At 64.6% G+C, this 22,915-nt stretch carries 25 protein-coding genes; 16 read left to right on the top strand and 9 right to left on the bottom strand.

Annotation, left to right across the window (positions count from 1 at the left end):
* Nucleotides 1–57: 57 nt before the first annotated feature.
* From ACN9MP_RS16305 to ACN9MP_RS16285, 5 genes are all read left to right on the top strand, one after another.
* The gene (locus ACN9MP_RS16305) at nucleotides 58–1,179 is read left to right on the top strand and encodes a Gfo/Idh/MocA family protein (RefSeq protein WP_426321901.1); all 1,122 of its coding nucleotides are present in this window, start codon (nucleotides 58–60) and stop codon (nucleotides 1,177–1,179) included.
* A gap of 87 nt (nucleotides 1,180–1,266) precedes the next feature.
* Entirely contained in the window at nucleotides 1,267–2,622 is a 1,356-nt protein-coding gene (locus tag ACN9MP_RS16300; protein WP_426321899.1) for an ABC transporter substrate-binding protein, read from the top strand.
* A gap of 47 nt (nucleotides 2,623–2,669) precedes the next feature.
* Nucleotides 2,670–3,653 (top strand): carbohydrate ABC transporter permease, encoded by a 984-nt coding sequence (locus ACN9MP_RS16295; protein ID WP_426321897.1) that lies wholly within the window; start codon nucleotides 2,670–2,672, stop codon nucleotides 3,651–3,653.
* Nucleotides 3,650–4,564 carry a carbohydrate ABC transporter permease gene (locus ACN9MP_RS16290; RefSeq protein WP_426321895.1) on the top strand — a complete coding sequence of 305 codons (915 nt, stop codon included), beginning with the start codon at nucleotides 3,650–3,652 and terminating at the stop codon, nucleotides 4,562–4,564. The genes ACN9MP_RS16295 and ACN9MP_RS16290 overlap by 4 nt, the downstream gene beginning before the upstream one ends.
* Nucleotides 4,565–4,599: 35 nt before the next feature.
* Nucleotides 4,600–5,568, top strand: coding sequence for a sugar phosphate isomerase/epimerase family protein (locus ACN9MP_RS16285; protein WP_426321893.1), 969 nt, complete (start codon nucleotides 4,600–4,602; stop codon nucleotides 5,566–5,568).
* 881 nt (nucleotides 5,569–6,449) lie between these two features.
* Here the strand turns inward: ACN9MP_RS16285 and ACN9MP_RS16280 are convergent.
* Together ACN9MP_RS16280 and ACN9MP_RS16275 are read right to left on the bottom strand one after the other, a co-directional pair.
* Nucleotides 6,450–7,523 (bottom strand): tyrosine-type recombinase/integrase, encoded by a 1,074-nt coding sequence (locus ACN9MP_RS16280; RefSeq protein ID WP_426321891.1) that lies wholly within the window; start codon nucleotides 7,521–7,523, stop codon nucleotides 6,450–6,452.
* A 40-nt stretch (nucleotides 7,524–7,563) separates the two neighbouring features.
* Nucleotides 7,564–8,166: a hypothetical protein gene (locus ACN9MP_RS16275; protein WP_426321889.1), complete on the bottom strand. Its 603-nt coding sequence runs from the start codon at nucleotides 8,164–8,166 to the stop codon at nucleotides 7,564–7,566.
* Between the two features lie 111 nt (nucleotides 8,167–8,277).
* On the opposite strand from ACN9MP_RS16275, the gene ACN9MP_RS16270 reads away from it, so the two are divergent.
* The 6 genes from ACN9MP_RS16270 to ACN9MP_RS16245 all read left to right on the top strand — a co-directional run bounded on the left by ACN9MP_RS16270 (nucleotide 8,278) and on the right by ACN9MP_RS16245 (nucleotide 11,194).
* On the top strand, nucleotides 8,278–8,529 hold the full coding sequence (locus tag ACN9MP_RS16270) for a helix-turn-helix transcriptional regulator (RefSeq protein ID WP_426321887.1): 252 nt from the start codon (nucleotides 8,278–8,280) through the stop codon (nucleotides 8,527–8,529).
* Between the two features lie 201 nt (nucleotides 8,530–8,730).
* Nucleotides 8,731–9,006, top strand: a complete 276-nt coding sequence (locus tag ACN9MP_RS16265; RefSeq protein ID WP_426321885.1) for a glutaredoxin family protein — start codon at nucleotides 8,731–8,733, stop codon at nucleotides 9,004–9,006.
* Complete coding sequence (locus ACN9MP_RS16260; RefSeq protein ID WP_426321883.1) at nucleotides 9,003–10,070, top strand: hypothetical protein; 1,068 nt, start codon at nucleotides 9,003–9,005, stop codon at nucleotides 10,068–10,070. Before ACN9MP_RS16265 ends, ACN9MP_RS16260 begins: the two co-directional genes overlap by 4 nt.
* A complete protein-coding gene (locus ACN9MP_RS16255) occupies nucleotides 10,067–10,369 on the top strand; it encodes a hypothetical protein (protein WP_426321881.1) in 303 nt (100 codons plus the stop codon). The genes ACN9MP_RS16260 and ACN9MP_RS16255 overlap by 4 nt, the downstream gene beginning before the upstream one ends.
* 41 nt (nucleotides 10,370–10,410) lie before the next feature.
* Entirely contained in the window at nucleotides 10,411–10,632 is a 222-nt protein-coding gene (locus tag ACN9MP_RS16250; RefSeq protein ID WP_426321879.1) for a hypothetical protein, read from the top strand.
* 235 nt (nucleotides 10,633–10,867) lie between these two features.
* The gene (locus tag ACN9MP_RS16245) at nucleotides 10,868–11,194 is read left to right on the top strand and encodes a hypothetical protein (protein WP_426321878.1); all 327 of its coding nucleotides are present in this window, start codon (nucleotides 10,868–10,870) and stop codon (nucleotides 11,192–11,194) included.
* A 138-nt stretch (nucleotides 11,195–11,332) separates the two neighbouring features.
* Here ACN9MP_RS16245 and ACN9MP_RS16240 read toward each other — a convergent pair whose 3' ends face one another.
* The 3 genes from ACN9MP_RS16240 to ACN9MP_RS16230 are packed head-to-tail and all read right to left on the bottom strand — an operon-like array spanning nucleotide 11,333 to nucleotide 13,166.
* Nucleotides 11,333–11,893, bottom strand: coding sequence for a recombinase family protein (locus ACN9MP_RS16240; RefSeq protein ID WP_426321876.1), 561 nt, complete (start codon nucleotides 11,891–11,893; stop codon nucleotides 11,333–11,335).
* Nucleotides 11,890–12,900: a zeta toxin family protein gene (locus ACN9MP_RS16235; protein ID WP_426321874.1), complete on the bottom strand. Its 1,011-nt coding sequence runs from the start codon at nucleotides 12,898–12,900 to the stop codon at nucleotides 11,890–11,892. Before ACN9MP_RS16235 ends, ACN9MP_RS16240 begins: the two co-directional genes overlap by 4 nt.
* Entirely contained in the window at nucleotides 12,897–13,166 is a 270-nt protein-coding gene (locus ACN9MP_RS16230; protein ID WP_426321872.1) for a hypothetical protein, read from the bottom strand. The genes ACN9MP_RS16235 and ACN9MP_RS16230 overlap by 4 nt, the downstream gene beginning before the upstream one ends.
* A 412-nt stretch (nucleotides 13,167–13,578) precedes the next feature.
* Here ACN9MP_RS16230 and tcmP point away from each other — a divergent pair, with 412 nt between their 5' ends.
* The 4 genes from tcmP to ACN9MP_RS16210 all read left to right on the top strand — a co-directional run bounded on the left by tcmP (nucleotide 13,579) and on the right by ACN9MP_RS16210 (nucleotide 18,299).
* The gene (tcmP, locus tag ACN9MP_RS16225) at nucleotides 13,579–14,802 is read left to right on the top strand and encodes a three-Cys-motif partner protein TcmP (RefSeq protein ID WP_426321871.1); all 1,224 of its coding nucleotides are present in this window, start codon (nucleotides 13,579–13,581) and stop codon (nucleotides 14,800–14,802) included.
* 4 nt (nucleotides 14,803–14,806) lie between these two features.
* Nucleotides 14,807–15,892, top strand: coding sequence for a PIN domain-containing protein (locus ACN9MP_RS16220; RefSeq protein ID WP_426321869.1), 1,086 nt, complete (start codon nucleotides 14,807–14,809; stop codon nucleotides 15,890–15,892).
* 491 nt (nucleotides 15,893–16,383) lie between these two features.
* Nucleotides 16,384–16,962 (top strand): hypothetical protein, encoded by a 579-nt coding sequence (locus ACN9MP_RS16215; RefSeq protein WP_426321867.1) that lies wholly within the window; start codon nucleotides 16,384–16,386, stop codon nucleotides 16,960–16,962.
* A 284-nt stretch (nucleotides 16,963–17,246) separates the two neighbouring features.
* On the top strand, nucleotides 17,247–18,299 hold the full coding sequence (locus ACN9MP_RS16210) for a hypothetical protein (protein WP_426321865.1): 1,053 nt from the start codon (nucleotides 17,247–17,249) through the stop codon (nucleotides 18,297–18,299).
* A gap of 293 nt (nucleotides 18,300–18,592) precedes the next feature.
* Here ACN9MP_RS16210 and ACN9MP_RS16205 read toward each other — a convergent pair whose 3' ends face one another.
* Together ACN9MP_RS16205 and ACN9MP_RS16200 are read right to left on the bottom strand one after the other, a co-directional pair.
* On the bottom strand, nucleotides 18,593–19,693 hold the full coding sequence (locus ACN9MP_RS16205) for a three-Cys-motif partner protein TcmP (protein WP_426321864.1): 1,101 nt from the start codon (nucleotides 19,691–19,693) through the stop codon (nucleotides 18,593–18,595).
* Nucleotides 19,694–19,764: 71 nt separating this feature from the next.
* Nucleotides 19,765–20,064 (bottom strand): hypothetical protein, encoded by a 300-nt coding sequence (locus ACN9MP_RS16200; RefSeq protein ID WP_426321862.1) that lies wholly within the window; start codon nucleotides 20,062–20,064, stop codon nucleotides 19,765–19,767.
* Between the two features lie 50 nt (nucleotides 20,065–20,114).
* On the opposite strand from ACN9MP_RS16200, the gene ACN9MP_RS16195 reads away from it, so the two are divergent.
* Nucleotides 20,115–20,861, top strand: coding sequence for a DUF5131 family protein (locus ACN9MP_RS16195; RefSeq protein ID WP_426321860.1), 747 nt, complete (start codon nucleotides 20,115–20,117; stop codon nucleotides 20,859–20,861).
* Between the two features lie 386 nt (nucleotides 20,862–21,247).
* Here the strand turns inward: ACN9MP_RS16195 and ACN9MP_RS16190 are convergent, their stop codons facing one another.
* Together ACN9MP_RS16190 and ACN9MP_RS16185 are read right to left on the bottom strand one after the other, a co-directional pair.
* A complete protein-coding gene (locus ACN9MP_RS16190; RefSeq protein WP_426326082.1) occupies nucleotides 21,248–22,090 on the bottom strand; it encodes an Abi family protein in 843 nt (280 codons plus the stop codon).
* Between the two features lie 500 nt (nucleotides 22,091–22,590).
* Nucleotides 22,591–22,818: a hypothetical protein gene (locus ACN9MP_RS16185; protein WP_426321858.1), complete on the bottom strand. Its 228-nt coding sequence runs from the start codon at nucleotides 22,816–22,818 to the stop codon at nucleotides 22,591–22,593.
* Between the last annotated feature and the right edge of the window lie 97 nt (nucleotides 22,819–22,915).

Below are 22,915 nucleotides of genomic sequence, written 5' to 3'. Positions count from 1 at the left end.
GCTCGGGAGCACCAGCTCCGGATGCCTCAATGACGAGCACAACAAAGAGAACCGAACATGCCCTACGGTCCCGAGACTCCTGCCCACGTCGCTATCATCGGCGCGGGCAACATCGCACGGCGCTACGTCGAGGGTATGGGCCGGTACCCGCAGCTAAGGCTCATCGGTTGCGCCGACGTCGTGCAGCCGATGGCCGATGCTCTCGCCGCCGACGCGGGGATCCGTGCGTACACATCGGTCGACGAGCTGGTCGCCGACCCGGACGTCGACATCGTCGTGAACATCACTCCGCCCACCGCGCATGCAGCCGTCACCAGTCAGGCCCTCGCGGCGGGCAAGCACGTCTACGTCGAGAAGCCGATCGCAGCGACCGTTGCCGAGAGCAAGTCCATGCTGGCTGCGGCCGCGGCGCATCGCCGGACCATCGGATCCGCTCCCGACACGTTCCTCGGCAGTGCCGGTCAGACCGCGCGCGCCGCGATTGACCGGGGCGTCATCGGGGAGCCTATCGGAGCGACGGCGTTCGTCACCCACTCCAAGGCTGAGACCTGGCACCCGGATCCGACCTTCCTGTTCCAGCCCGGCGGCGGACCCGCCCTCGACCTGGGTCCGTACTACCTGACGACCCTCGTCAACATGCTCGGCTCCGTCGCCGCGGTTGCCGGGTTCACCCGTGTCGGTGCCCCGGTCCGCCCCGTGACGGCCCCGGACCGTCGTGTTGACACCGTCGAGGTCACGACCCCCACCCACTGGGGCGCCACCCTCAAGTTCCGCTCGGGAACGATCGGCACGCTTCTGATGAGCTTTGACGTGTGGGATTCGCATCTGCCGAAGATCGAGGTCTACGGAACGGCCGGCACTCTTACCGTGCCTGACCCGAACGAATTCGACGGCGACGTCACCCTTCGCCTCCACAGCGAGGACGACTGGCGAGTGCTGGAGCCGGTTATCGCGCCGTCGGGTGCGGCGGGAACGCCGGCTCAGTACTTGCGAGGCATGGGGGTCGCCGATCTCGCGGCGGCGATCGATGGCGCTCCGCACCGGGCGAGCGCCGCCCTCGCAACCCACGTTCTCGAAGTCATCGAAGCGATCCAGGTGGCCAGCGACAGCCAGTCCGTCGTTCACATCGACAGCACCGTCCCGCGACCCGCGCCCATGGAGCGCGCAGTGCCGTCCTGACGCGGACGTCGGATCCCTGCTCGAGCCACACAACCCCACCCACATCGAAGATCGGAGCTGATCGATATGAAGTCCCCTACACAGCGCATGCCGCGGCGGCGCGTCGCGCTGACCGCCCTCGCCCTGCCGCTCGCCGTTGGGCTCGTGCTCAGCGGCTGCGCGTCCGACGAGCAGTCGGGAGCCAGTGCCGGCGAAGAGCGCACCGACGCCGCGCTTTACGAGCAGGCGGTCGCCAAGGCGAAGGAGCTCGCCGGCGACCAGGAGCTCGACTCCTCGCTCGAGTTCATCGGGGTCAACGGAGGCGCCGAGGGCGAGGTGCTCCAGTCGGTCTACAAGGCGTTCACCGAGGCGACAGGCACGGCCGTCGACTACACCGGCACGACCGACCTTTACAGCATCGTGCAGTCTCGCGTTCAAGCCGGAAACCCGCCGGATGTCGTGGACCAGCCGCTCGGCGTCGCGCTGGAGTATGCCAAGCAGGGCAAGCTCCTCGACCTTAGCGAGGTCGTGGGCGACGACGTGCTCCAGGCGAGCTACAGTGCGGATCTGCTGGAGACGGCCAGCAACGACGGAAAGGTGTTCGGCCTCTACCAGGGCTTCAACAACTTCATGCTCTGGTACAACCCCGAGCAGTACACCGGTCCGGAAGACCCGCAGAGCTGGCAGGACATCGTCGAGTGGACCGACGAGCAGGCCGCCGCCGGGAGCCCGGTGTGGTGCCTCGCGGAGGAAGCGGGCCCCGCCAGCGGATTCCCCGGCGCCCAGTTCATCGAGAACCTCTTCGCGAAGAAGTACGGGCCGGACAAGCTGGAGGCCTGGGGTGCGGGCGAGCTCGCCTGGACGAGCGACGAGGTGAAGGACGCCTGGGAGATGTTCGGGTCCATCGCCGCCGACGACGCCAAGGTCGCCGGCGGCGTGCAGGGAGCACTCGCGGCGCCGATCGCGACTGGCTACAACGGGCTCGTCGAGAACCCGGCGAGCTGCCAGATGGCGCTCTGGGGCAGTTGGGTCCCGGGCCTCATCGGCGCGGCCGCTCAGCCGGGCCAGAACATCGACTTCTTCAAGGTCCCCGGTGGCTCGGAGGAGTACGCGTCGACGGAGATCTTCCAGACCACTGTCTCCACGGCATTCAACGACACCCCGACGATCCGCGCCTTCATGCAGTACATCGCCTCCGACGAGGCACAGGCGTTGCTCGCCTCCGCCGACCAGTGGCCCGTTGCCAACCGGAACGTGCCGACCGACACGTACGACAGTGTGATGCTCCAGAAGGCGGCCGAGACCTACTTCGGGGACGACGTCACGCTCGCGATTGGGCCGAACGTGATGGCGGATGCCGCGGTGGGCTCCGCCTTCTGGAAGGGCGTTGTGACGTACCTGCAGGACCCGTCGTCCCTCGACGCGGTGCTGCAGTCGATCCAGGACGTCGTCGACAGGTCCTGACTGACCAAGTCATCACATCTGAGCAGCCACACCCAAGGACGGATCTCATGGACGCGATCACCTCGAGCGTTCCCGCGCTCATCCTGATCGGTGCCGTCGGCATACCGGCCGTCATCTACCTGTGCCTCGGACTCGGCGAGAGAATCCTCTCCGGGTTCAGGACCACGACGGCCGGCCGCCTCCGCCCCTGGGCGTGGCTGCTGCTGCCCCTTCTCATCGTCGGGCTGATCCTGCTCTACCCTCTCGCCACCACGGTGGTGCTCGCGTTCGCGGACGCGGACAGTTCGCAGTGGGTCGGCTTCGAAAACTTCGGCTGGGCGTTCAGCGGAGACATGATCTCCGTGCTCGGCAACAACGTCATCTGGCTGATCGCCTTCCCGATCGGCACACTCGTGCTCGCGCTGATCGTGGCGATCCTTTTCGACCGGGTGAAGTACGAGCGGGTGGCAATGACCCTGATCATCCTGCCGACCGCGATCTCGTTCACCGCGGGCGCAATCATCTGGCGACAGCTGTACTCCTACCAGCCGCCCGGCACAGAGACCCGCGGGCTGCTGAACGCTCTCTGGACCCTCATCCCCGGCGCAGAGCCAGTCCCATGGCTGCTGACCCCCGTGGTGAACACCCTCGCGCTCATCTTCGTGGCGGTCTGGTCCTCGCTCGGTATCGCAGCCCTCATCCTGTCGGCGGCGGTGAAGAACGTTCCGCAGGAGCTGGTCGAGGCGGCACGTATCGACGGCGCGGGAGAGTGGCGGATCTTCGCCTCGATCACCCTTCCGAGCATCCTCCCTGCCGTGCTGGTGGTGTTCACCACGACGGTGATCTTCGCCCTCAAGGTTTTCGACATTGTCTACGTGATGACCAATGGCAACTTCAATACCGACACCATCGCCAACCGCATGTACTCGGAGCTGTTCGCCGCGGACAACCTCGGCCATGCCAGCGCGATTGCAGTCATCCTGCTCATCGTCGCCCTGCCGATCGTCATCATCAACATCCGCCAGTTCCGCGCAGAGGAGTCTCACCGGTGAGCACCGTACCCGCAGTCACCACCGACATCGTTGGGCGAAGCAGCCCCCGCCGCGCTCTGCACGCGTGGCGCCCGCGTGGAGTCCCGTGGCTGCGACCGCTGCTGCACGTGATCGTCGTCTTGTTCATGATCATCTGGTTCACACCGATCCTCGCCCTGTTCGTCTCATCGATCCGCACGCAGTCGGACAATGCAACCAGCGGCTGGTGGAACGCTTTCGTCGCACCGCTCCTGACCGGTTACAACTATCAGCAGGCGATGAGCATCGTTGGGGCCGGCGAAAGCATTGGAACGTCGCTGGCTATCGCCATCCCGGTCACCGTCCTGACGACGGTCATCTCCGCGCTCGGCGCCTACTCGCTCACCCGCATGAGCTTCACCGGGCGCACCGTTCTCTCGCTCCTCCTGGTGGCTTTGCTGGTCGTGCCGCCTCAGGTGACGCTCGTTCCGATGCTGAAGTTCTTCAACGTCGTGGGGCTCTCCGGCTCCGTGCCGGCGATCTGGATCTATCAGGTGGGCTTCACCGTTCCGTTCGGAATCTTCTTGCTCCGTGGGTTCATGGCGAGCATTCCGCAAGAGCTGTTCGAGTCCGCCTCCATCGACGGCGCGAAGCCGCTCCGGATCTTCCGCTCCATCGTGCTGCCCTTGTCGCTCCCGGTCATGGCGTCGCTCGCGATCATGCAGTTCCTCTGGTCATGGAACGACCTGCTGATCCCGCTGCTGTTCCTCGGCGGCTCGGACTTGCCGGCGCCCATCACCGTGGAGGTCGCGGGGCTGGTGCAGACAACCGGCCAAGGGGAAGGGCAGCTGATGGCGGCGACCTTCATCTCCGTGCTCATCCCGCTCGTACTCATCGTGTCGCTCCAGCGGTTCTTCGTCCGAGGGATCCTCGGCGGCGCCGTCAAGGGCTGAGCTTCCGCACATCCGGCCACTTTCGAAGGAGAACCATGCCCATCACCAGGAATCAGATCGCGCTCAACGCGCTGCAGTGGATAAATCTCAAACAGGAGCCGGGCGGTCCGGCTGACGCGCCGATCTGGCTCTACGACGACCCGGCGTGGCGGTCGGAGCAGCCGAATGTACACCGGCTCGTCAAGGCAGCCGGCTTCGACGCGGTAATGATGGAAGTGCTCAACACCCAGACCATCCAGGCGTACAAGCGGATGCTCGACGATGTTGGGCTGCGGCCCGCGCCCGGCTACGTGCAGGTCGGCCTGCCGGAGGATTACGGACTCACTCTGCAGCGGGGCAGCGCGCAGTGGGTGCGCTGGTTCGACCCGATTCGCCGGAGGGCCGAGGAGACCAACTACATGGGTCTGGACAGCGTGTTCCTCGCCGCTGATATGGCCTTCGATGGGCGTCCTCGGATCGCGGAGGTCGCTGTCGGCGCCCAGTTCGACCAGGGTCGGCTCGACCGGCTGGTCGAGCTCCTCACCGACGCGGCGGAGGTGCTGAGGGCGGAAGGGGTCCGGGCTGGCGCACACAACCACGTCGGCACCTGGCTCGAGACCGAGTACGAGATCGACTACCTTCTCGCGAATACAGATCCATCGCTGCTCGGCGCCTCGCTGGACGTCGGACATCTCGAGTGGGCCGGCATCGACTCTCCCGCCTATCTGGCGAAGCACCGCGATCGTCTCATCGATTTGCATCTGAAGGACTTGGACCTCTCGATCGCGGCCGAGAGTCGGAGGCGGCCCACGAGCTACTTCACCGTCGCGGACCAACGCTTCTTCCTCGAGCCCGGTCTCGGTGACATCGATCTGGCCGGCGCCATCAGCGCCCTCGGTGAGGATTTCGCGGGCTGGATAGTTATCGAGGTCGACCGCGCTTCGATGGAGCCGTTCGACAGCGCCAGATTCAGCAACGAGTGGGTGGAGGCCACCTTTCCGGAGCACGAGCCGGCGCGGGTATAGACGTGGTTGAAGGGCGACCGAGATCGACGCTCAAGCTGGAATCGAGAGAAGCGGGAACGACAAATAGACGAAAATTAGATATGAACGCCCTGTGATCAACGATCGTCTTTGCCGGTGCCGGTGCCGGTGCCGGTGCCGGGCACGTGCGCATCGACGTCGGCAACGCTGCGAGCATCGCGAAGCTCCTCGTGCATCCCGTCACGCTCGGCCATCGCTTCCCTGCCTGGCTCGCGGGTCGCATCGCCGGCCTGTAGGGGCGGTGCGCGGCGCCACCCACGGGCGGATCGGGCCAGAGTTGGTAGAACACGCTGAAACATATCCGGAGGTGCAATGCACGCTGACGGTGCGCTTGCCGAGCCATGACTGTTGAGGATCCGTGCATGAAGGGGCAGGGGCTGGTCGCGCGGACCAGGGGGCGCGTCGACGAGGCCGCCGGAGAGTTCTACGTCTCCGGGTGCGGGGTTGAGTCTTTCCGGGCGGTTTCGCGGCAAGTGGGCGTGTCCCGCGCCGCTTGCTCAGGGGGTGAAGTGCCGGCGGGGGACGTCGGTGCGTGCCCACGTGGTGCCCACGGTCGGGTCGGATTCGCCCGGAACGACCGGGGGTGAAAACTGAAGTGGGGACAGGGGGATGCGCGGTTTTCCGTGGAATGTCGACGCTGACGGCTTGAGGAGGATCTGCGCGGAACCGTATTGACGGGATTCAAATCCTCCGTCTCCGCAGAGTTAGATGGCCCGAGATCCCCTGAAAACACTGGGATCGCGGGCCATAGGCATTTCATAGAATCGCGATTTGCGTCCCGTTTGCGTCAGAAGCGCAAAGAGGGGGTGATGAACGCGCTGCGAGAGCCAGATCTCATCGGGCTCTGCTGGTGCCTTGTGGTCTCAGTTCGTGGGTCGGCGGAGCAGTCGCGTCACGCCAGCCTTGTCGGCCGCAGAGTTCAGTGCGTCCGACACGGAGTCCAGGTCGGTGTCGAACAGATCAGAGTAGACGTCGAGCGTCATGGCCGCAGATGTGTGGCCGAGCATTCTCTGAATCGTCTTCACGTTGGCGCCCGCCTGAACCGCGAGCGATGCGGCCGTATGCCGCAGGTCGTGCGTCGTCATCGGCGGCAGGTCCGCCTCTGCGAGAGCCGTCTTGAACCACGACTTCGACCCGTCACTCGAGCGGGTTCGACGCAGATGTTGCCCGTCCCTTCCGGGGAACACGAGTGCTGCCCGCGGCCGGCCTTCGACGGTGGCGGCCAATTCGTCCAGCAAGAACCTGGGGATCGGTACGAGCCGACCGCTGTGCGACTTCGGCGTGCCGACGTGGATCTTGCCGTGGACTTCGACAGCGTTCGTGGTGACATGCAATCGGCCGCGCTCGAGGTCGAGATCCATCACACGCAGCGCGATCGCCTCGCCCCACCGAATTCCCGTGTAGGCGAGGACGAGAACGAGGAGCTTGCGCTCGCCGGACGCCTGCGCGAGTCGAATAACTTCCTCGTGGCTGAGGTAGCCGTGTCGCCCGCGCGTCTTGCGCGGTAGTCCGATCCGTCCCATTCGTGCGGGGTTCGAGGGGATGCGGCCGTCGTAGACGGCGTCGTCGAGAATGCTCGCAAGCACTCCGAAGGTACGAATCGTCACGGTGGCGCCGGTCTCCTGCGTGAGCTTGGCAACCCACGCGCGCACGTCCGTGTGTCGGATGTCCCCGATCTCCCAGCGACCCCAGGTCGGCTGCACTCTTAGTCGCCATGCCGTTGACACGGGGGCGAACGACGAAGGCTTCATCGAGTGCCGCTTCGCCTCTAGCCACAGTTCGCCCAGAGAATCGACCGTGACTCGGGCAGCTTGCGGATCGATGAAGCTGCCTTTCGCGCGCGACGATTCGACGTCAGCCAGCCAGAGTTCGGCATCGCGTTTGCGGACGAAGCCTCGCTTCCCGCCTCTCGTCCCATCAGGCTTCTGATAGCGCACCTCGTATCGCTTGCCATTGGCCGAGGAGTACGGGCGAACGCTACCCACCGGCCGGTCGACCGGCGTTGTAGTTCACGCCTTCGAGCCGGCCCGCTTTGCGGGCGTCGATGATCCACTGCGAAGCCGTTCGATGCGGAATGCCAAGCTCCTGTTGGATCAGTTGCGCAGGCGGCAGTCCGGCAAGCGCAGCCGTGCCGTACAAGAGCTCGATTGCTTCCATCCGTGCCGCCCCGCCCCCACGCCGCACAACCTCGGCAGCAACAGCTGGTGGCAGGATTCGGCCCGCAGCAGTCGTCAGGTCAGCGATGCAGATCCACTTCGCGAGTGGATCTTGTTCCTCATCAAGAGTGAGGAAGATGCATCGCGGTGCCGCGTTCTGGACGATGGCTTGCATCCCGACCTTCGCGACCGTGGGGTAATTCAGTTCCACATCGTCCTGCGTCGCGACGTTGGTCACGCCTTTGATGACGTACCGTCCCGCGCTGCGTACGTAACGCACGGTGAGAGACGTCGCGATGCCGAGTGCTTCGTTCGTCGATGCCGCAACGAACTCAGGGGCAATGCGCAGTGCGGACCCGACTGACTCCGTGGCGTCGCGCCAAGTGAGTTCCTGACCATCGGGTGTCTTCACGTCGACCTTCACCCCCTTAGTTTGTCTAACCGCACGATGCTTGCCCATCACCTCTTGTGAAGCGTATCAGAAAGTGCTTCACTCATGTTGAACCTACTGGAACATAGGCATGGAGGTGTGAACATGGCAAGCATCATCGACCTGCGATCGGAGGACCCGGAACACACGTTCCTAACTCCCCAAGAACTCGCCGACATGCTGCAGACGATCCCTCTCAGCAGACTCGGCGCGTGGCGTCGGAACGGGGAGGGGCCGAAGTATCTGAAGTGGGGACGCACTGTCGTCTACAAGCTGTCGGACATCGACGCCTGGCTCCAGGAGTCCACCCATCATTCGACGAGTGACCGGCTACCTGGATCGCGGAGGTCGCGGTGATGAGCGCTGCAGTGGCCGCTCTGAAGGGAGGGGTTTGTGAGGCGACCGTGACGATGCGACTCAGCGCAACCCTGTCGCGCGCCGTCCCTGGTCAAGGAGTTATCCGCAGCATCGCGGTCCTGTGGCGATCGTTGGACAGATCGATCTCGCACGCCGTCAGGTGGGCGCTCACCTTTTCGCTCGGAACGCTGGAGTGAGGCAATGATCACCGTCACGGTGTACTCGACCGGCCTGGGGTGTGTCCGCTGCACCCTCACCTGCCGGTGCCTCACCGCGGCGAGCATCCCGTTCACCGTGATCGACCTCACCGACAACAGCAACGCGGCCCATCGGGAGTTCGTGACCGACGAACTCGGGTACACCGAAGCGCCCGTGGTGCTGGTCGATGACGACCCGCAACACCACTGGTCCGGGTTCCGCCCCGACCTCATCGACAGGCTCGCCGCGCGCCTCCTCGAGCAGGGGAGCGACCGATGACCCCGCGGAACCCGGACGCTGAGGCGGACCCGGGTCGCGAAGAACATCTGCAGCAGGAGCGTGAATCACGACGCCGCTACCGGGAGACGCACGCCGAGCAGATGCGGGAGTACAAGAGGGCATGGCGACAACGCAACGCCGCGCACATCCGGGAGTACCGTGCCGCCTACGACGCCGAGCACCCCGACGAGAAGTGCGCCGAGGCCCGCCGTTACGCCGAGAAGAAACGACAGGAGCGGCGGCGAAAGCAGGCGCGGCAGGCAAGTTCCAAGAAGTACTACGAGGCGAACAAGGCGAAGCATCACGAGTACACCCGGCAGTGGCGGTTGCGAAAGCTCGCCGAAGACCCGGACGGCTACCGTGCCGCCCGGGCGGTGATTCAGCGGCGGTGGTATGAGAAGCACCGGGACGAGCGCAACGCGAAGCTGCGCGCCGAGCATCGGGAGAACCCGGAAGTGAAGCGTGCCGGGGCGCGCGCGTACTATGCCGCGCACGCGGAGGAGCAGAAGGCGAAACGGCGGGCGTACTACGCCGCCAACCGGGAGAAGGTGCTCGCCAGCAACCGGGCGTGGAAGGAGCGGGAGAAGCGCCGCCTTGATGCCGGCCTGCCCCCGCGTCGCCTGCACACCACCCCAGTCGATCAACGCCGTGCCAATACGGCGGCGGCCGACGCGTTCTTCGCCCGGCAGTGGCCGGCTGAAGAGGTCGCGGCACTGCGTCGCCGACGCGGCCTGTCCCCGGAAGCGGTGGGACCGGTCCCGGCAGAGGTGGTGGCGAGGTTCGAGCGCGACAGCCAGCGCGCCCGCATCGAACACACCCTGGCCACCGACTTTAGCTATGCCGACCGCTCCCGCACCGCCGAAGCCCGCCGGCACCTGGCCGCGCAGCAGCCCCGCGGCTGGCAGATCCGCGCCGCCGCCGAAGAAGCCCGGATGGACGCGATCGGTAAACAGATCAACGACCGGCTGCGCCACCGAGAACCGCCACGCCGCCCCCACCACCCTGACCTGACCGCCCCGCACCCGATGCTGAACCCGAACAACCCGATGGGAATGAACCGATGACCACCACCCCGACCCCAGACCCAATCCTGCTCGACCGCGCCCAGGCGGAAGCCGCGCTGTACCGGGTCGCGGTGTGCGCCTTCACCTACTACCCGGACAAGCCCGTCGACGAGCCCGGGTGGACGCTCGACGAGGACCTCGCCTGGTGCCTCGCCCCGCTCGCTGGCCTCCCCGACGAGAAACTGGCAGAACTCGCGTCAACGATCCGCACTCAGATCGTGACGCCCACTGCGGACCGGCAAGCCTTCATCCGACCACTACTCGCTCTCACCGGCGACGACCGTCCCCTCGCCCTCTGACACGCCCAGCACGTCACCAAGACAAGGAAGGAGGAACCGCCATGGACATCCCCACGCACCTCCACGTCACGACCGGCGTGGTCGCGGTCGCGTCGATCGCGAGCATCCTGCTGCTCGTCGCCGTCGCCCGCCAGGCGTTACACGGCCGGATCCGCGCCGCCGCCCGCACCGTCGTCGCCGCCGGCCTGCTTGTCGTCGTCGCGATCGCTGCTGCGGTCCCGCTCGGGCTCACCGCCGTGAGCGAACTCATGCCGTCGCCGTGACCCGCCACACCGCCGGGAGTGGGTGCGCGGAAGATCCGCGACGGGACGGGGCCTTTCCTGGCCGGTCATCGTAGCTCCCTCCGGGCGCTCCGTGCCGGGCTTTCGCGGCATATCCTCACCCCTCCGCAGGCTCCGGGCCTCCGGTATTCCACGACCCGGCACTGCACACCCTCCAGTCGCACACGACGCCACTGCCAGGAAAGGCACAACCGAAGTCAAGAAACGAGGAACCGACATGAACACGACAACGACGTCCACCACCGGACACCGCGATGTCCCCGACAGCATCGTCGCTTGGGATCACCTGGAAGACGCCGTCGACCACCTCGCCGACGTCGTCGACCAGATCCTCGCCAGCCACGACGAACAGGTCATCTGCAGCCTCCAGTTCGACGAAGCCGAAGCCCTCGCCGAAGTTCTCGACGCCGGCAGGCACACCCGCACCGCGGCACGCCTGATGCACCGCTGGGCACTCACCGAACCCGACTGGGAAGACGAACAAAGCGATGCAATCCGGCACTGGCTTTCTCTCGAGGCGATCCACGCTCCGACTGGAACCTGAGCGGAACCGGGTCGAAATGCTGACGGTGTCCGAGGTTGGAAGGACTTGCACATCGAAGCAGTCGGCGCGGAGAGAACATGTCACTCATCGCGATGAAAACGGCGCCGGAGCGGTGGGCTATCTCACGTCCGCCTGAGGTCAATCCGCGCTCGAGGTCAGGGACCGTCGCACGGCGGCCTCGCTGACGCCGAGCGCGCGGCCGATCTGGACGAACGACCGCCCCTGCGCCCGTAGCTCGCGCGCGATTGCCGCCTTGTCGTCCGTCATCACGCGAGGCCGTCCCGGCCGTCGACCCGTGGCGGCCGCCGCGTCGAGCCCTCTTCGCGTGCGTAGACCGGCGAGTCGACTTCGCAACCCTTCCAGCGCCTCCAGCACCTCCCCGGGCGATGCGTGGCTGGGCGTTGTCGACAACGCCGGCTCGGTGAGGCAGCGCAGGCTCACTCCGCCCCGGCGCAACTGGGTGACGGTGAGGACGAAGTGCTCGACGGAGTGCGACAGTCGCGCCGCCGTCGTGACCAAGAGGACATCGCCCGGCTGTAGCGATCCGAGGCACGCGTCTAATTCGGGACGGGACGCCGCGCGCTCGGCCACAGTGTCGACGAATACCCCAGTCGCACCCTGATTCCGGAGCGTCTGCGCGTCCTCAGCGGCATCATCGGTGGACAGCAGCGCGCGCGTGTAGCCGAGGGTCTTCGTCATCGCGAGAGTCCGCGGTCGGGCTGTGGCACCGCGATGACGGGTGCCGTGAGATCTGTGGCGCGGGGCCGCGCGGGGAGGCCCTGTCGCAGCGTGACGAGCCGGCCCGCGAGGCTGGCCTCGAGCGCTGGTCGCGCGCGGGAATCGGCGGGAAGGTCAAACGTCGGCAGCACTTCCTGCAGCGCGACCTGGTGTAACTCGACGAGCAACTCTGCCAGCGGTTCCGGCGTCTTGCCGGCCGTCATGGCGTAGTCGGTCATCGCGCGCAGCTCCGACAGCCAGCGCATCGCATTCGGGCTGGGCATCGCCACCGACCTCGCGCGATCGAGCTCGCGCACCGCCCCCGTGAAGCCGCCCGCATCGGGCCGCTCGGCGTCATAGCGCGGCACGCCTTCGCGGTCGATGACCGTCAGCCGGTCCACCTCCGCGGACGAGTCCAACCGCTCCACGAGGCCTCGTGTGCCCTGCCAACCCCCGTCATGGATCGCGACGCTGGTGAACCGCGACGCGCGTCCGGCGCGCGCATCCAACAGATACCGGGATGCCGTCGACATGAGACTCTCCGCTCGCGGGGTACCCACCACGACAACCCGCGTCGCGAACCCGTGGCGGCTGAACAGATCCGCCGTCCCTAACGCGATCTCTGGGGTGTGGAATGTCCCCTCGAGCAGCAGCGATCGGCCCGATGTCCGGGCGTGCGCGAGGCATCCGCGCAGCCAGCCTGCGGTCGACTCCGCCAGGATCTGCGGGGCCTCGACGGAACGCGAACGACTCAACTCCCAGAAGTGCGGATGGAAGGCGCGCAAGTCATCGCCGCTGAGCGCCACCGTGTCGCTGGGGGAGTCGGCGAGCAGTCGCGAGGTCGCACGCGACTTTCCGGCCCCGGGTTGCCCGCCGAGCAACAGCAGCGTCGGTGTCTCCACCGATGTGTGCGGCGGAAAGACGACGGGGACGATCTGTTCCTCGAAGATCCGCTGCCGTTCCTCCTCGGACGGTGTCCACTCCGTCATGGCAACCTCGAGATGAGATCGGCGATCCGCTCGTCGAGCAGCGTGCGATGTGAATCCACTTCCGCGCGATCGAAACCATCGATGCCGAGAACGCTCTGGCGGATCTCAGCCGAAGCCGCGATCGCCTCGCTCTCGTCGATGGTGCCTGTCGTGGACAGTCGGAGCAGAAGCGCGATCGCCGCATTGGCGGCCTCTCGCAGCCCATCATAGGCAACGACGTCGTTCGCCCGCCAAGCCGACGGTTCACCAACCATGAGACCTCCCATCCGCAGTCTATCGCCGCGTCACAAACGTCAATGGGTGAGTTTCGACGTACGTGCGACGACGCCTGGCAGCGACGTCAGCCATCGCCGTTTCGAACTGGGTCCACGCGCGGGGATGCCGGTGTCGCGCTCCTCGGAACGGCATCCCCATGCGTGCGTGGGGCGTGAGGGGAGCGGCTCGCGGGCGTTGACTCATTTCCCGTAGTTGACTGGGAACTCGGCGCGAGTTCTGACGCTCGTGCGCGCGTGCCCGCAACGCTGTCGTGTTCGCCCGGCGACAAGCGTTCTTGGTGCGCGACACGAGCGCCTCGAAGCACGCGAACATATGCCGTAGGCGAACATCCGCGCGTCTCGCCAGGCGGCGTTCTGCAATCTCACTACTGTGGCCGCAAGTCTCTGGGGCAAGGGGTGAGCTGTGACAAGTAACACCAAGCATTTCGAAGAGAAACCGCCAACCGCGGTTCTCAAACATGGGGTGTTGAAGTACCTGCATCCGTTCGTCGCGATGACTTCGACGTCCTCGGATGGGAACAGGGTGTGGTTCATCGACGCGTACGCCGGCGCGGGCAAGTTTGATGATGGCTCGCCTGGTTCCCCACTCATCGCCTTGGGTGTCGCAAACGGTGCGGCCAGATTCCCGAGTCCGCGCGATACGAGATGCGTCTTCATCGAGCGGAAAAAGGCTTACTACGAGCAACTCTGCGGTCTCGCAGAAGAAGCGAGCACTGCGGCTCCACCGATTCTCCTCTACGGTGACTCCGCCGTGCGACTGGCGGAAGCCGTGGCGCTGGCAGGCGATGACCCCCTGCTCACATTTCTCGACCCGTTCGGTGCTGCTTTGCCACGCGACATCATCATCAAGCAACTGATGAGCCGCCGCGGAATCAACGAAATCTTGCTGAACTTCCACATCAACACCGTTGCCCGCATCGGCGCGGCGACGGCGGTCGGTGATGCGCTGACGCCCGAACAGAAGAAGACGGCGATTTTGCTCGACACATTCCTCGGTTACGAAGGTTGGAGGGAGACGTTTCGTGAGCACTACCGAAAAGGCGACGAGCGCAGCGCTACCGCGGCCGCGCTCGTTGTTTCGGAGGAGTACCGCCAACGGATTCTGCGTGAGACGGGGTATCGGTCCTTCGTCGTGGACATCCGCGAAGCGCCCCATCACGTGCCGAAGTTCCAGCTCACTCTGTTCCTCCGAGGTGACACACCGGCCGAGTACAAGTTCGCCGACGCCGCGTCGCACGCCAATGTCGACTGGCGCAAAAGGCTGAACGAAGACGCTGCCCGCGCAGATGCCGAAAAATACTCCGGAACCTTGGAGGGCTTAGGGCAGGAGTTCAGTCGCGAGCAGTTCGACCAGCGATGGAAGGAGTCCGAAAGAATGCTCGCGAACGATTGGGTGGGCGTGCTCAAGTCCAATCTCCGAGCGCTCACCGCCCACGGTCATCCAGTGAAAGTCTCTAGCAACGTGCGCGGGATCTATGGCGAGCTGCTGGGTTTGGCGGGTGAGACCCACTTCCGTCGTGCATGGAAGGAACTCGCCGCCGATGGGGTGTTGGAGTCGCCGCCAGCGAAACTCCATTATGCGGTCGTGCGGCGAATCACGGGTGGCGCGACGACCGCAGTACGATGACCTCGTGCTCTACGCCTTCCTGGACACAACTGCGCTGCACAAGTCGTATGCCCTGAGTGGCTCGCAGTGGTCCGTCATCGAGAGCGGTATTGAACAGGGCGCACTTCGCGTCGCCATATCCGACGTCACTGTCATGGAGCTCGAGCGCCAAGCGATGCGTGAGGTCGCAGATGCAAACGCACTACTGAAAACAGCGTCAAGCGTTGCGCAGCGTGTCAATGCCTCATTCAACGGGGAGCCCATTGACCTCCCTGCATCACTGTGGCGCCTCAAATTCGGGGCCCGCCTTCGTCAAGTAGGTATAGACGTCATCCCTCACCCGAACGTCCCGCACGCGCAACTTCTGGGCCGCGACCTTGCTGGGATGCCACCATTCAAGGCGAATGGGGAGGGTTACCGAGACACGCTCATCTGGATGACATTCATGAGCTGGCTCGCCCAGCTCCGAGCGCAACCCTCGGACGTGGTCATCTTCGTCAGCGGCAACACGCGGCAGTTCGCGGAGAGCAACGGACGGCTCGCGGAAGCTCTCGCGAAGGAGTCCAGCGCTCATGCGACTGTGGTTTTCGCTAACGGCCGTGAAGCAATTGTCGAGCAAGTGCGTCTGCTTCTGAAGAAGCCTGTGGCCGAGCTGGCGAGTTCTCAAGCCTCGACTGCGGATATCGCAGAAAACGCAGCGGGCTACGCGCTCATTAGCCTCACCGCGCCGCTCGAGAACGTCGATGGATTGCGCATGGGCGATGTTCGCGTCGAGGTGGACGAAGCGATGCCATCTCTGCGCGAGGTATCCATCGACTGGATTGACGGAGAGAACGCGCTCGTCGACGCCAACCTTATAGAAGCGCTCAGCGGCACCACTGAACTCTGGGACGTTGTGATCGAGGCGGCTGTGCACCTCGAAGCAGAGTTCGAAGCACCTGAGCTTCATGAACTCTCCGACGCAGACATCCGACACATCGACTGGGAGAACGAGCTGGTAACAGCATTCCTACCTGTCCTGATGCGCTTCAGATACAACGTGCGGGTCGAGCGTCAGGACCAGGCCGGACACGCGGAACTTCGAGAGGTCTCTCTGCGTCGGCTCGCGTGAACGGCGCGACACTCACGCGCGTATGACGCTTAGTCCAGCCGAGCGAGTTCCTCTGCCCATGCCCACGCCGCACTCGGATTGCGCGCATAGAAGCGGAACCGTAGGTCTCCGCGTCCGGCATGGGCTCAAGAGCTGTGCTTGGACCAGAGCCTGGAGCGGCTTCTGGAGGCTGCCCACGCTCACGGCGAGATCCTTGGCGAGGTCGGTGAGGACACAATGCCGTCGTCACTTCGGGCGACGGCGAGCATCACTTCGAGTCGGTAGGCCTGGCCGAAAACGGTGCGTGACGTCTCCCGGAGTTTCTCTCGACCATCCCTCTACGGGCCGCAGCGTACAGTCGCTCCAGCGGGTTCGTGAGACTGATCCCAAGCGGGTAGCGCCGACTCCCGCTTGCGGATCGCGTAATCAATCGCATTGCAGAGGGCCCCTGGCAGACTGGTCCTTACACGCGATCGTCGGCGATCTGCGTGACGGGTTGAGTTGGGGTTGCAATGACACACATTCTGCGCGAAAACGAGTACGCCGCTCTTGGCCGAGTTGCCGTATCTGCCGCCAGACTCGACGCGGTGATCGAACTGTTTCTCGCGGACGCGATCACTCACGATAGCCAGGTTGGGATTGCGATCGTAAAAGGACTCCCTTTCGAGAGAAAGGTTGGCATGTTGAGGGAGATTCTCGCGCTCCGTCTACCGGAGAGCGACGATCGGGCGGAGCTCTTGCCTCACCTGGAAGCGGCCGCACTCCTCATGCGAGACCGCAATGAGTATTTGCATGGGCTGTGGCAGTTCGATGCCGATTCGAACCTCGAAGTAAGGAGTCGTGCTCGAAAGACTGGCGAGTTTCGGGTACGGTCCGTCAGCGCCGACGACCTCGGTAATGCGGCGACTCGCCTTGACGAGCTCTCCGCGCTTGTTGAGGACGCCTATCTCGACATGCTGGTCGACCTGGGCGCCTTCACCGCCATCTCGCCCGGAGTGTGGCAGCGACTTCCGCCACACCGCCCACACGGGTTCGTGCTAGACGGAACCGGATCCAGCGGCTTGTTGGTTGATTTCTCAAACGTCGACTGAGGACGCTTCCCGGGCAACGAGGCGGCCTGGTAGCCGATCGCAGCGCTCCTTGCGGTATCCCCAAATCGCGCAACGCTCGGGAGGCTCGTGGGCGTACTCGGGAGTTATTTGCCTCGCGCCGTCAGCTTCGTGGCGAGCCGATACCGTATCTCTGTGGAGCGAGGGGTTTTGTATTTGGTCGCTGATGGCGTTCGCAAAGCGCGGGACGGTCTGCCCTCGGCGGCGAGGCAGATAGCTTTGCTGGAGACGCACGTCGACAAGGTCCAGGCCGGCTGAGGGCCGCGATGACTGATCAGAATCAGGCAGAGACGGGGCATGCGTGGACGCTCGGGAGCCAAGTCAGTGACACGATGGTGACGCACCTTCGCTTCGCCGCGCAGACTGCTGCCAACGAAGCATTGCGCAGCTTTGACTCCGACGAGCCCGCGGCGGTGCTGTGGTGCGCGACGGCAGCGGGCATCGCGACCGAGACGATCATGAAGTACTGCTTGGCCAGCACGAATCCCGCGTTCATCTCGTCAAACGTCGATTCGGCTATCCGGCTCGCGAGAGGGGTACGCGAGCAGATCGTCCTCGACAAGACGCGAACCCTCACCGGACAGGATGCTGCTCGAGCAGTTCGTCTGCTTCACCCGGACCACCCGAAGGGGTTGGCGGAGAAGTACGTCGACGAGGTACTCTCCGTCCGGAACATTGCGGCGCATATTGGGTCCGTTGACCCCGATCGGCTCTCGGCGGCAATGCAGTCGATGGTTGTCGTCATCAGTGCGTGTCTGGAAGCGAGCGGCGACGACCAGGAATTCTGGGACGACCGGTACGAGCCGTTGCTCGATGAGCTCGAACGTGAAGATGTAGAGCGCTCGCGCCTCGAACTAGAGCGAAAGAAGGCCGCAGCATCGCGGTTGTTCGAGGGCCGGAAGGCGGACCTACTACCCGAGCAGGTCATCACCGTTATGAAGATCCTGGAGGCAAGCGCACTTCGCCTCATCGCGCCTCCCGAACTTGTCGGGCACGAATGCCCCGTGTGCGGATATCAGGGTCTGTTGATGCGCTACGTCACCCAGTCGGACACGGACTTCACGGGCAGTCGATACCCCGACGAGCACCCAACGGGCATGCGCTACGCCTACCCTGACGAGTTCTCCTGCGCGGTCTGCGGGCTCATCCTCGTCGCCGGCGAGATCGCGGAAGAGCATCTGTTCGACGACGTCGACGAAGAAGAGGTCGAGCCGTCTGACGAGTTCGAGGAAGCGTTGGCGGATTGGAGGTACGAGGCAGAGCAGGAGCAGCGCCGCGAGCAGCGCCTACCTAACGTGGAGGAATGGCTTGAGACCTGAGCTGTCTCGACCCGGATCGGCCGCCCAGTCACAGCCCAGCGGTGGATGGTCATCAGTGTCTCCTGATCAGCCAGGAGCACCGCCCCTCGCACAAACCATCTGACACGCTCGCGCCAGACCCGCCGCCCCTACCTCACCCAGACCCCGACGGCACAGGCGCGCCGTCGACGCCGGTCTCCCAGGAGGAGCGCTCCGCGGACGCCGAGAACGGCACCCCCCAGAACGAACTCTGCGTAGTCCCAATCGGGCGAGCTGCCGCGGTCGGTAGTCGGATTCTCGCGGACTTCATGCATTCAAGCGTCCGGGAACCGAATCAGTGTTCCGTCGGGGTACTGACCGCGCGTCTTCTGCCCCGGGCATTCGATGAGTCCATCGGCCTGCATCGGGGCGAGCGTTTTGCGCTTCACGTGCGATGAGATGAACGGTGTCTTGCCCACGACGAAGTCGGTGACTTCCTTGATGCTGACGGTCTGACCTGCAAAGTGTGCGAGCAGTTCTGCGCGAAGAGGCGACGTGTCTACGTCTTCCTGGAACAGAACCGTTTGCCCGGCGAGCACATCGGTGAATCGGCGTCCGCCCGCTGGGTCGACCTTCCACATCGCCGTCTTCATCCTGTCGAATCCAGTGAGGTCCCGTGTGCAGAAGAAGAGGAAGTAGCCGGTGTGATTGTCGGCATTGACCATTTCGAAGCTCTGCACATAGTCGAACCCACATACATCGTGGAGCTGGCGCTGATAAAGGTCATGGAGGAACTGCTTGCGGCTCCCGGCGCCGCCCTTCGGCGCGTTCTTGAACTCATCCGTGCCGAACAGGGCTTTCAGATGTGGGTCAGCGAGAGTCTCCGCTGTCGAGAACCGATTCACATTGTTGTACGGGAAGTAGATGAACAGCTCGATACGGCGAAACTTGACCAGCCGCTGGATCAGGTCAAGGGGCGCATCCTTGAATCCGAACGGGTCTATGAACGCGAACGTGGGCGGCAGCGGCTTTCCTTCGAGCCCCGTGAGCATCCGCTCGCCGAGCGTCGTGAAGCTCTGGTTCACCGTCTGGATGCGAACGTTGCTCGGCCACGGGTTCCGCCCCGATTGAATCTGGGCCACTTGCGTCTTGAGCGATTGAAACCGATGCACATTCTGCTCATTGAAGACGAAGTCGAACGTCGTGCCATGCATCTTGGCGAAGTTGGGGTGGTCGAGAAGACGCGAAAGCGCGATTGTGGGTGAACCCGGCTCGCCGCCCTCGTATACGCCGGGCCCAGCGAACCCGTCGAGGAACACGATGCGCTTGTTGAACGATGCGAGGATAGGGAACCAGGCGTCAAGGTACTGAGCGAGCAACTGATGCTTCGCAGCTGTGTGCGGCTCGAGCGGCCAGATGGTCTGCTTCGTCGCCACGGCGTCCCCCATGCATCGATTTGCATACATCGTTGCACCGCGGGTCGACATCCTCGGCGTCCAACGCGCTGTCAGTCCAGGAGCGCGAGTTCCTCCGCCCAGGCCCATGCCGCGCTCGGGTTGCGTGCGTAGAACCGGTATCGAGAGTCGGCGTCCGGGAGCGGACTGATGAGGCGAGCGTGCACGAGCGCTTGGAACGGCTTCTGCAGGCTGCTCACGCTTACCTCGAGGGCCTTAGCGAGCTCGGTGAGGCACACGATGCCGTCGTCGCTGTGGGCGACCGCGAGCATGACCTCCAGACGGTGCGCCTGGCCGAAGACCTGCCGCGACGTCTCTCGGAGTGTCTCTCGACGCGTGTCGACTGCGGCCATACAGTATTCATATCACGTTACGCATATCGCGTTACGGAAAGTAGGTAAGAATGGCTCAGCGTTCAGGCATCGAATGGACCGAGGTCACCTGGAACCCGACCACGGGGTGCGACCGCATCACGCCGGGCTGCGACAACTGCTACGCGCTCACGCTTTCGAAGCGCTTGAAGGCGATGGGCGCCCAGAAGTATCAGACCGATGGCAACCCGGTTACGTCCGGACCCGGGTTCGCTCTCACGCTCCACGAGTCCGCGCTGACCCAGCCCTATAAGTGGGGTGGGCGGCGAGTTGTCTTCGTAAACTCGATGAGCGACCTGTTCCACGCCAAGGTGCCGCTTGATTTCGTCAAGCGCGTCTTCGATGTCATTGCGGATACGCCGCAGCACACCTACCAGGTGCTCACCAAGCGCTCGTCACGCCTGCCTAAGGTGGCCGACACGCTCGACTGGCCGGCGAACCTTTGGATGGGCGTATCCATAGAGGACGAGGAGCATCTTTACCGAGTGGACGACCTCCGCGCGGTACCGGCAGCGGTGCGATTCTTATCGTGCGAGCCACTCCTCGGCCCGCTGCCCGGTCTCGAGCTCGATGGTATCGACTGGGTCATCACCGGAGGCGAGTCTGGACACGCAGCACGACCGCTCGACCCGGATTGGGTTCGCGAGATTCGAGACAAGTGCAACGCCGCAGACGTGCCGTTCTTCCACAAGCAGTGGGGTGGCCGAACCCCGAAGGCTGGCGGCCGCGAACTCGACGGCATGGTGTGGAGCCAGATGCCGCTCCGCAGCGCGGGCTGAGCCTCGTAGCCGAGCCGTCACGGGCCCCGGCTCGGTGCTCGTCGCGGTCATGGTGACCGTCGCACCCGGCAGGCGCTCGCCAGTCTCGGCATCGGCCCTGATTACGCGCACGCCCGTGTTGGTCGTGTAGTTGATCTTGCCGAGTGTGCACGAGCCAGGGTGGATGTCGCTGATGACGGCGTCATCGTGCGTTTGGACTGCGACGGCGGCAGGGCCGAAAGCCAGCCCTGCGGCGACGATCGCGAGCGCGGCGACGGGCAGAGCGGATGAGGCTGGCGCCTGACCGGCCGGCCTGAACCGGCCTGTCAGTGCCGTTCGGAAGCGGGACCCCTAGAGTACGACGCCGGCGCCCGGCGATTGGCCGACAAAAGGAGCGCCTCATCCAGTCAAGACCAGATGGCATCTTCCTCGAAGCCGCGCGGCGCACGGATCTCGTCGAGCCACCCATCGTCGGCGGAGAGCAAGAGTTTCATGAGCTGCTGACGGAGGCCGCTGGACGGGTCGATGACGCTCGTGAGGTAGGCCGCGGTGGCGAGGTAAGGGTAGATGCGGGAATAGTCCGCGCCGTCGGTCGCGACCCTCAAGAGCTCCGGCTTCCTTGGTGCACTCATCTTGGTGGCAAACCGCCGGTTCCACAGTCGTCCGTGATGGGCTGCGACGTTGCGAACCACCGTCCACGTCCTCAAGAATCCCCCGAGCACCGAGTGATTGAGATTCACCCCATCCGCGATCGACTGTCGAAGCGAAGCGGACGCCAAGTTGTCGTACCACTTCGAAAGGAGGCCAAGCGAGGAAAGCTCCACCATCATCCAGACGGGTGGATATGGGTCGGAGTACTTCGCTAGGAAGTGCGTTAGAAAACTTTCGCTCGGATCTTGCACTCGTTCGCTGAGCTTCAGCTTGTCCCGCGCGAGTGCTTCGGGGCCCAGTGCGTTGCTAGGCATGAGATAGCCGAAGGCCCCCAGTTCCACACCGGTGACATTAGAGAACGCGCCGCGAAACCAGACTTCGATGGCGTCCGTCAGCGCCATCACGATCGACCGCAGTTCCTGATCGAATCGGTAGAGGCGCACGATGTCGTCAAGGGTGGTGCCGTCGATCAAGTCGGCTGCCGCCGAAGGCGCGGTGTCCACCCGATACCACCATAAGTACCCGGTCAGTCGGTAGTACCCGACCCGTCTAAGCGAATCGAGCAGGTCAGCTCTATGACACTCGAGCCCTCGCGCCATGAGTAGGTCGGCTTGGGCATCCATGGTGAGCGGCGGCTTCTGATATTGCTTCGACCCGCGTACGATACTCGCTCGGCTTTGTGGCACACCCAAAAAATAACCCGCCGGTTTGAGCATCGTGGAGAGGCTTGGCGGGTCTAGTTGACATCCACACTAGCTAAATACGGTCGCTGCTTCAAGCGGGGCAGACGACGTCCAGGAATTTGTGAGGTAGTCGTGCGGCATGCCAGCATGGCAGGCGGCCGCTGGGCCGCGTTGTAGTTGGCCGATCGGGCGCTGGGTCGCCACAGAGCGAACACGGGTCGCAGGAAAAGCCGACGCCTGATCGATGGCGCGTCGGCCAGCGCGCGGATGCTGGTCCACGGGCGGGCGCGTGCTAGCCGCGTGGCGTCTTCCGCCGATGTCCCTGGAGCTGAGGGGCCGGCTCTGGATGCGAACGAGCCTGAGCTGGGACGCGAGACCGGCGTGCCTCTCGGCGGCGCCGAGCTGGGGTAGCCGGCTCAGCTGTGGCGTTGCGCGGCGATACCTCTGGCGAACGAAGCGTCTTCGGCTTGCACGCGTCGGTGGGATGAGAGCGCGGCGCGTGCTGCCGTGTAGATGATCAGCCACAGGATGAGGCAGCCGATGAGGAACACGGCGAGGCTGTAGAGCAACGACCAGATAGTGATGCCGGCGAACAGGGCCGGCAGGCTGGGGTCGTTGGCGACGAGGGGCAGCATGTCGCTCATCGTAGGGGTGCTTTGCGTCCGATCTTCGTCTATCGCAGGGGACACGATCCCGGTACGCTCCTGATCGCGGCCCTCTCCGGCGAGACACACGACCCGG

Origin of the sequence: Microbacterium sp. E-13, assembly GCF_049912955.1 — a bacterium.
Lineage (GTDB): Bacteria > Actinomycetota > Actinomycetes > Actinomycetales > Microbacteriaceae > Microbacterium.
Note: the sequence above shows the minus strand (reverse complement) of the source record. Positions and strands in the feature narration are given on the sequence as shown.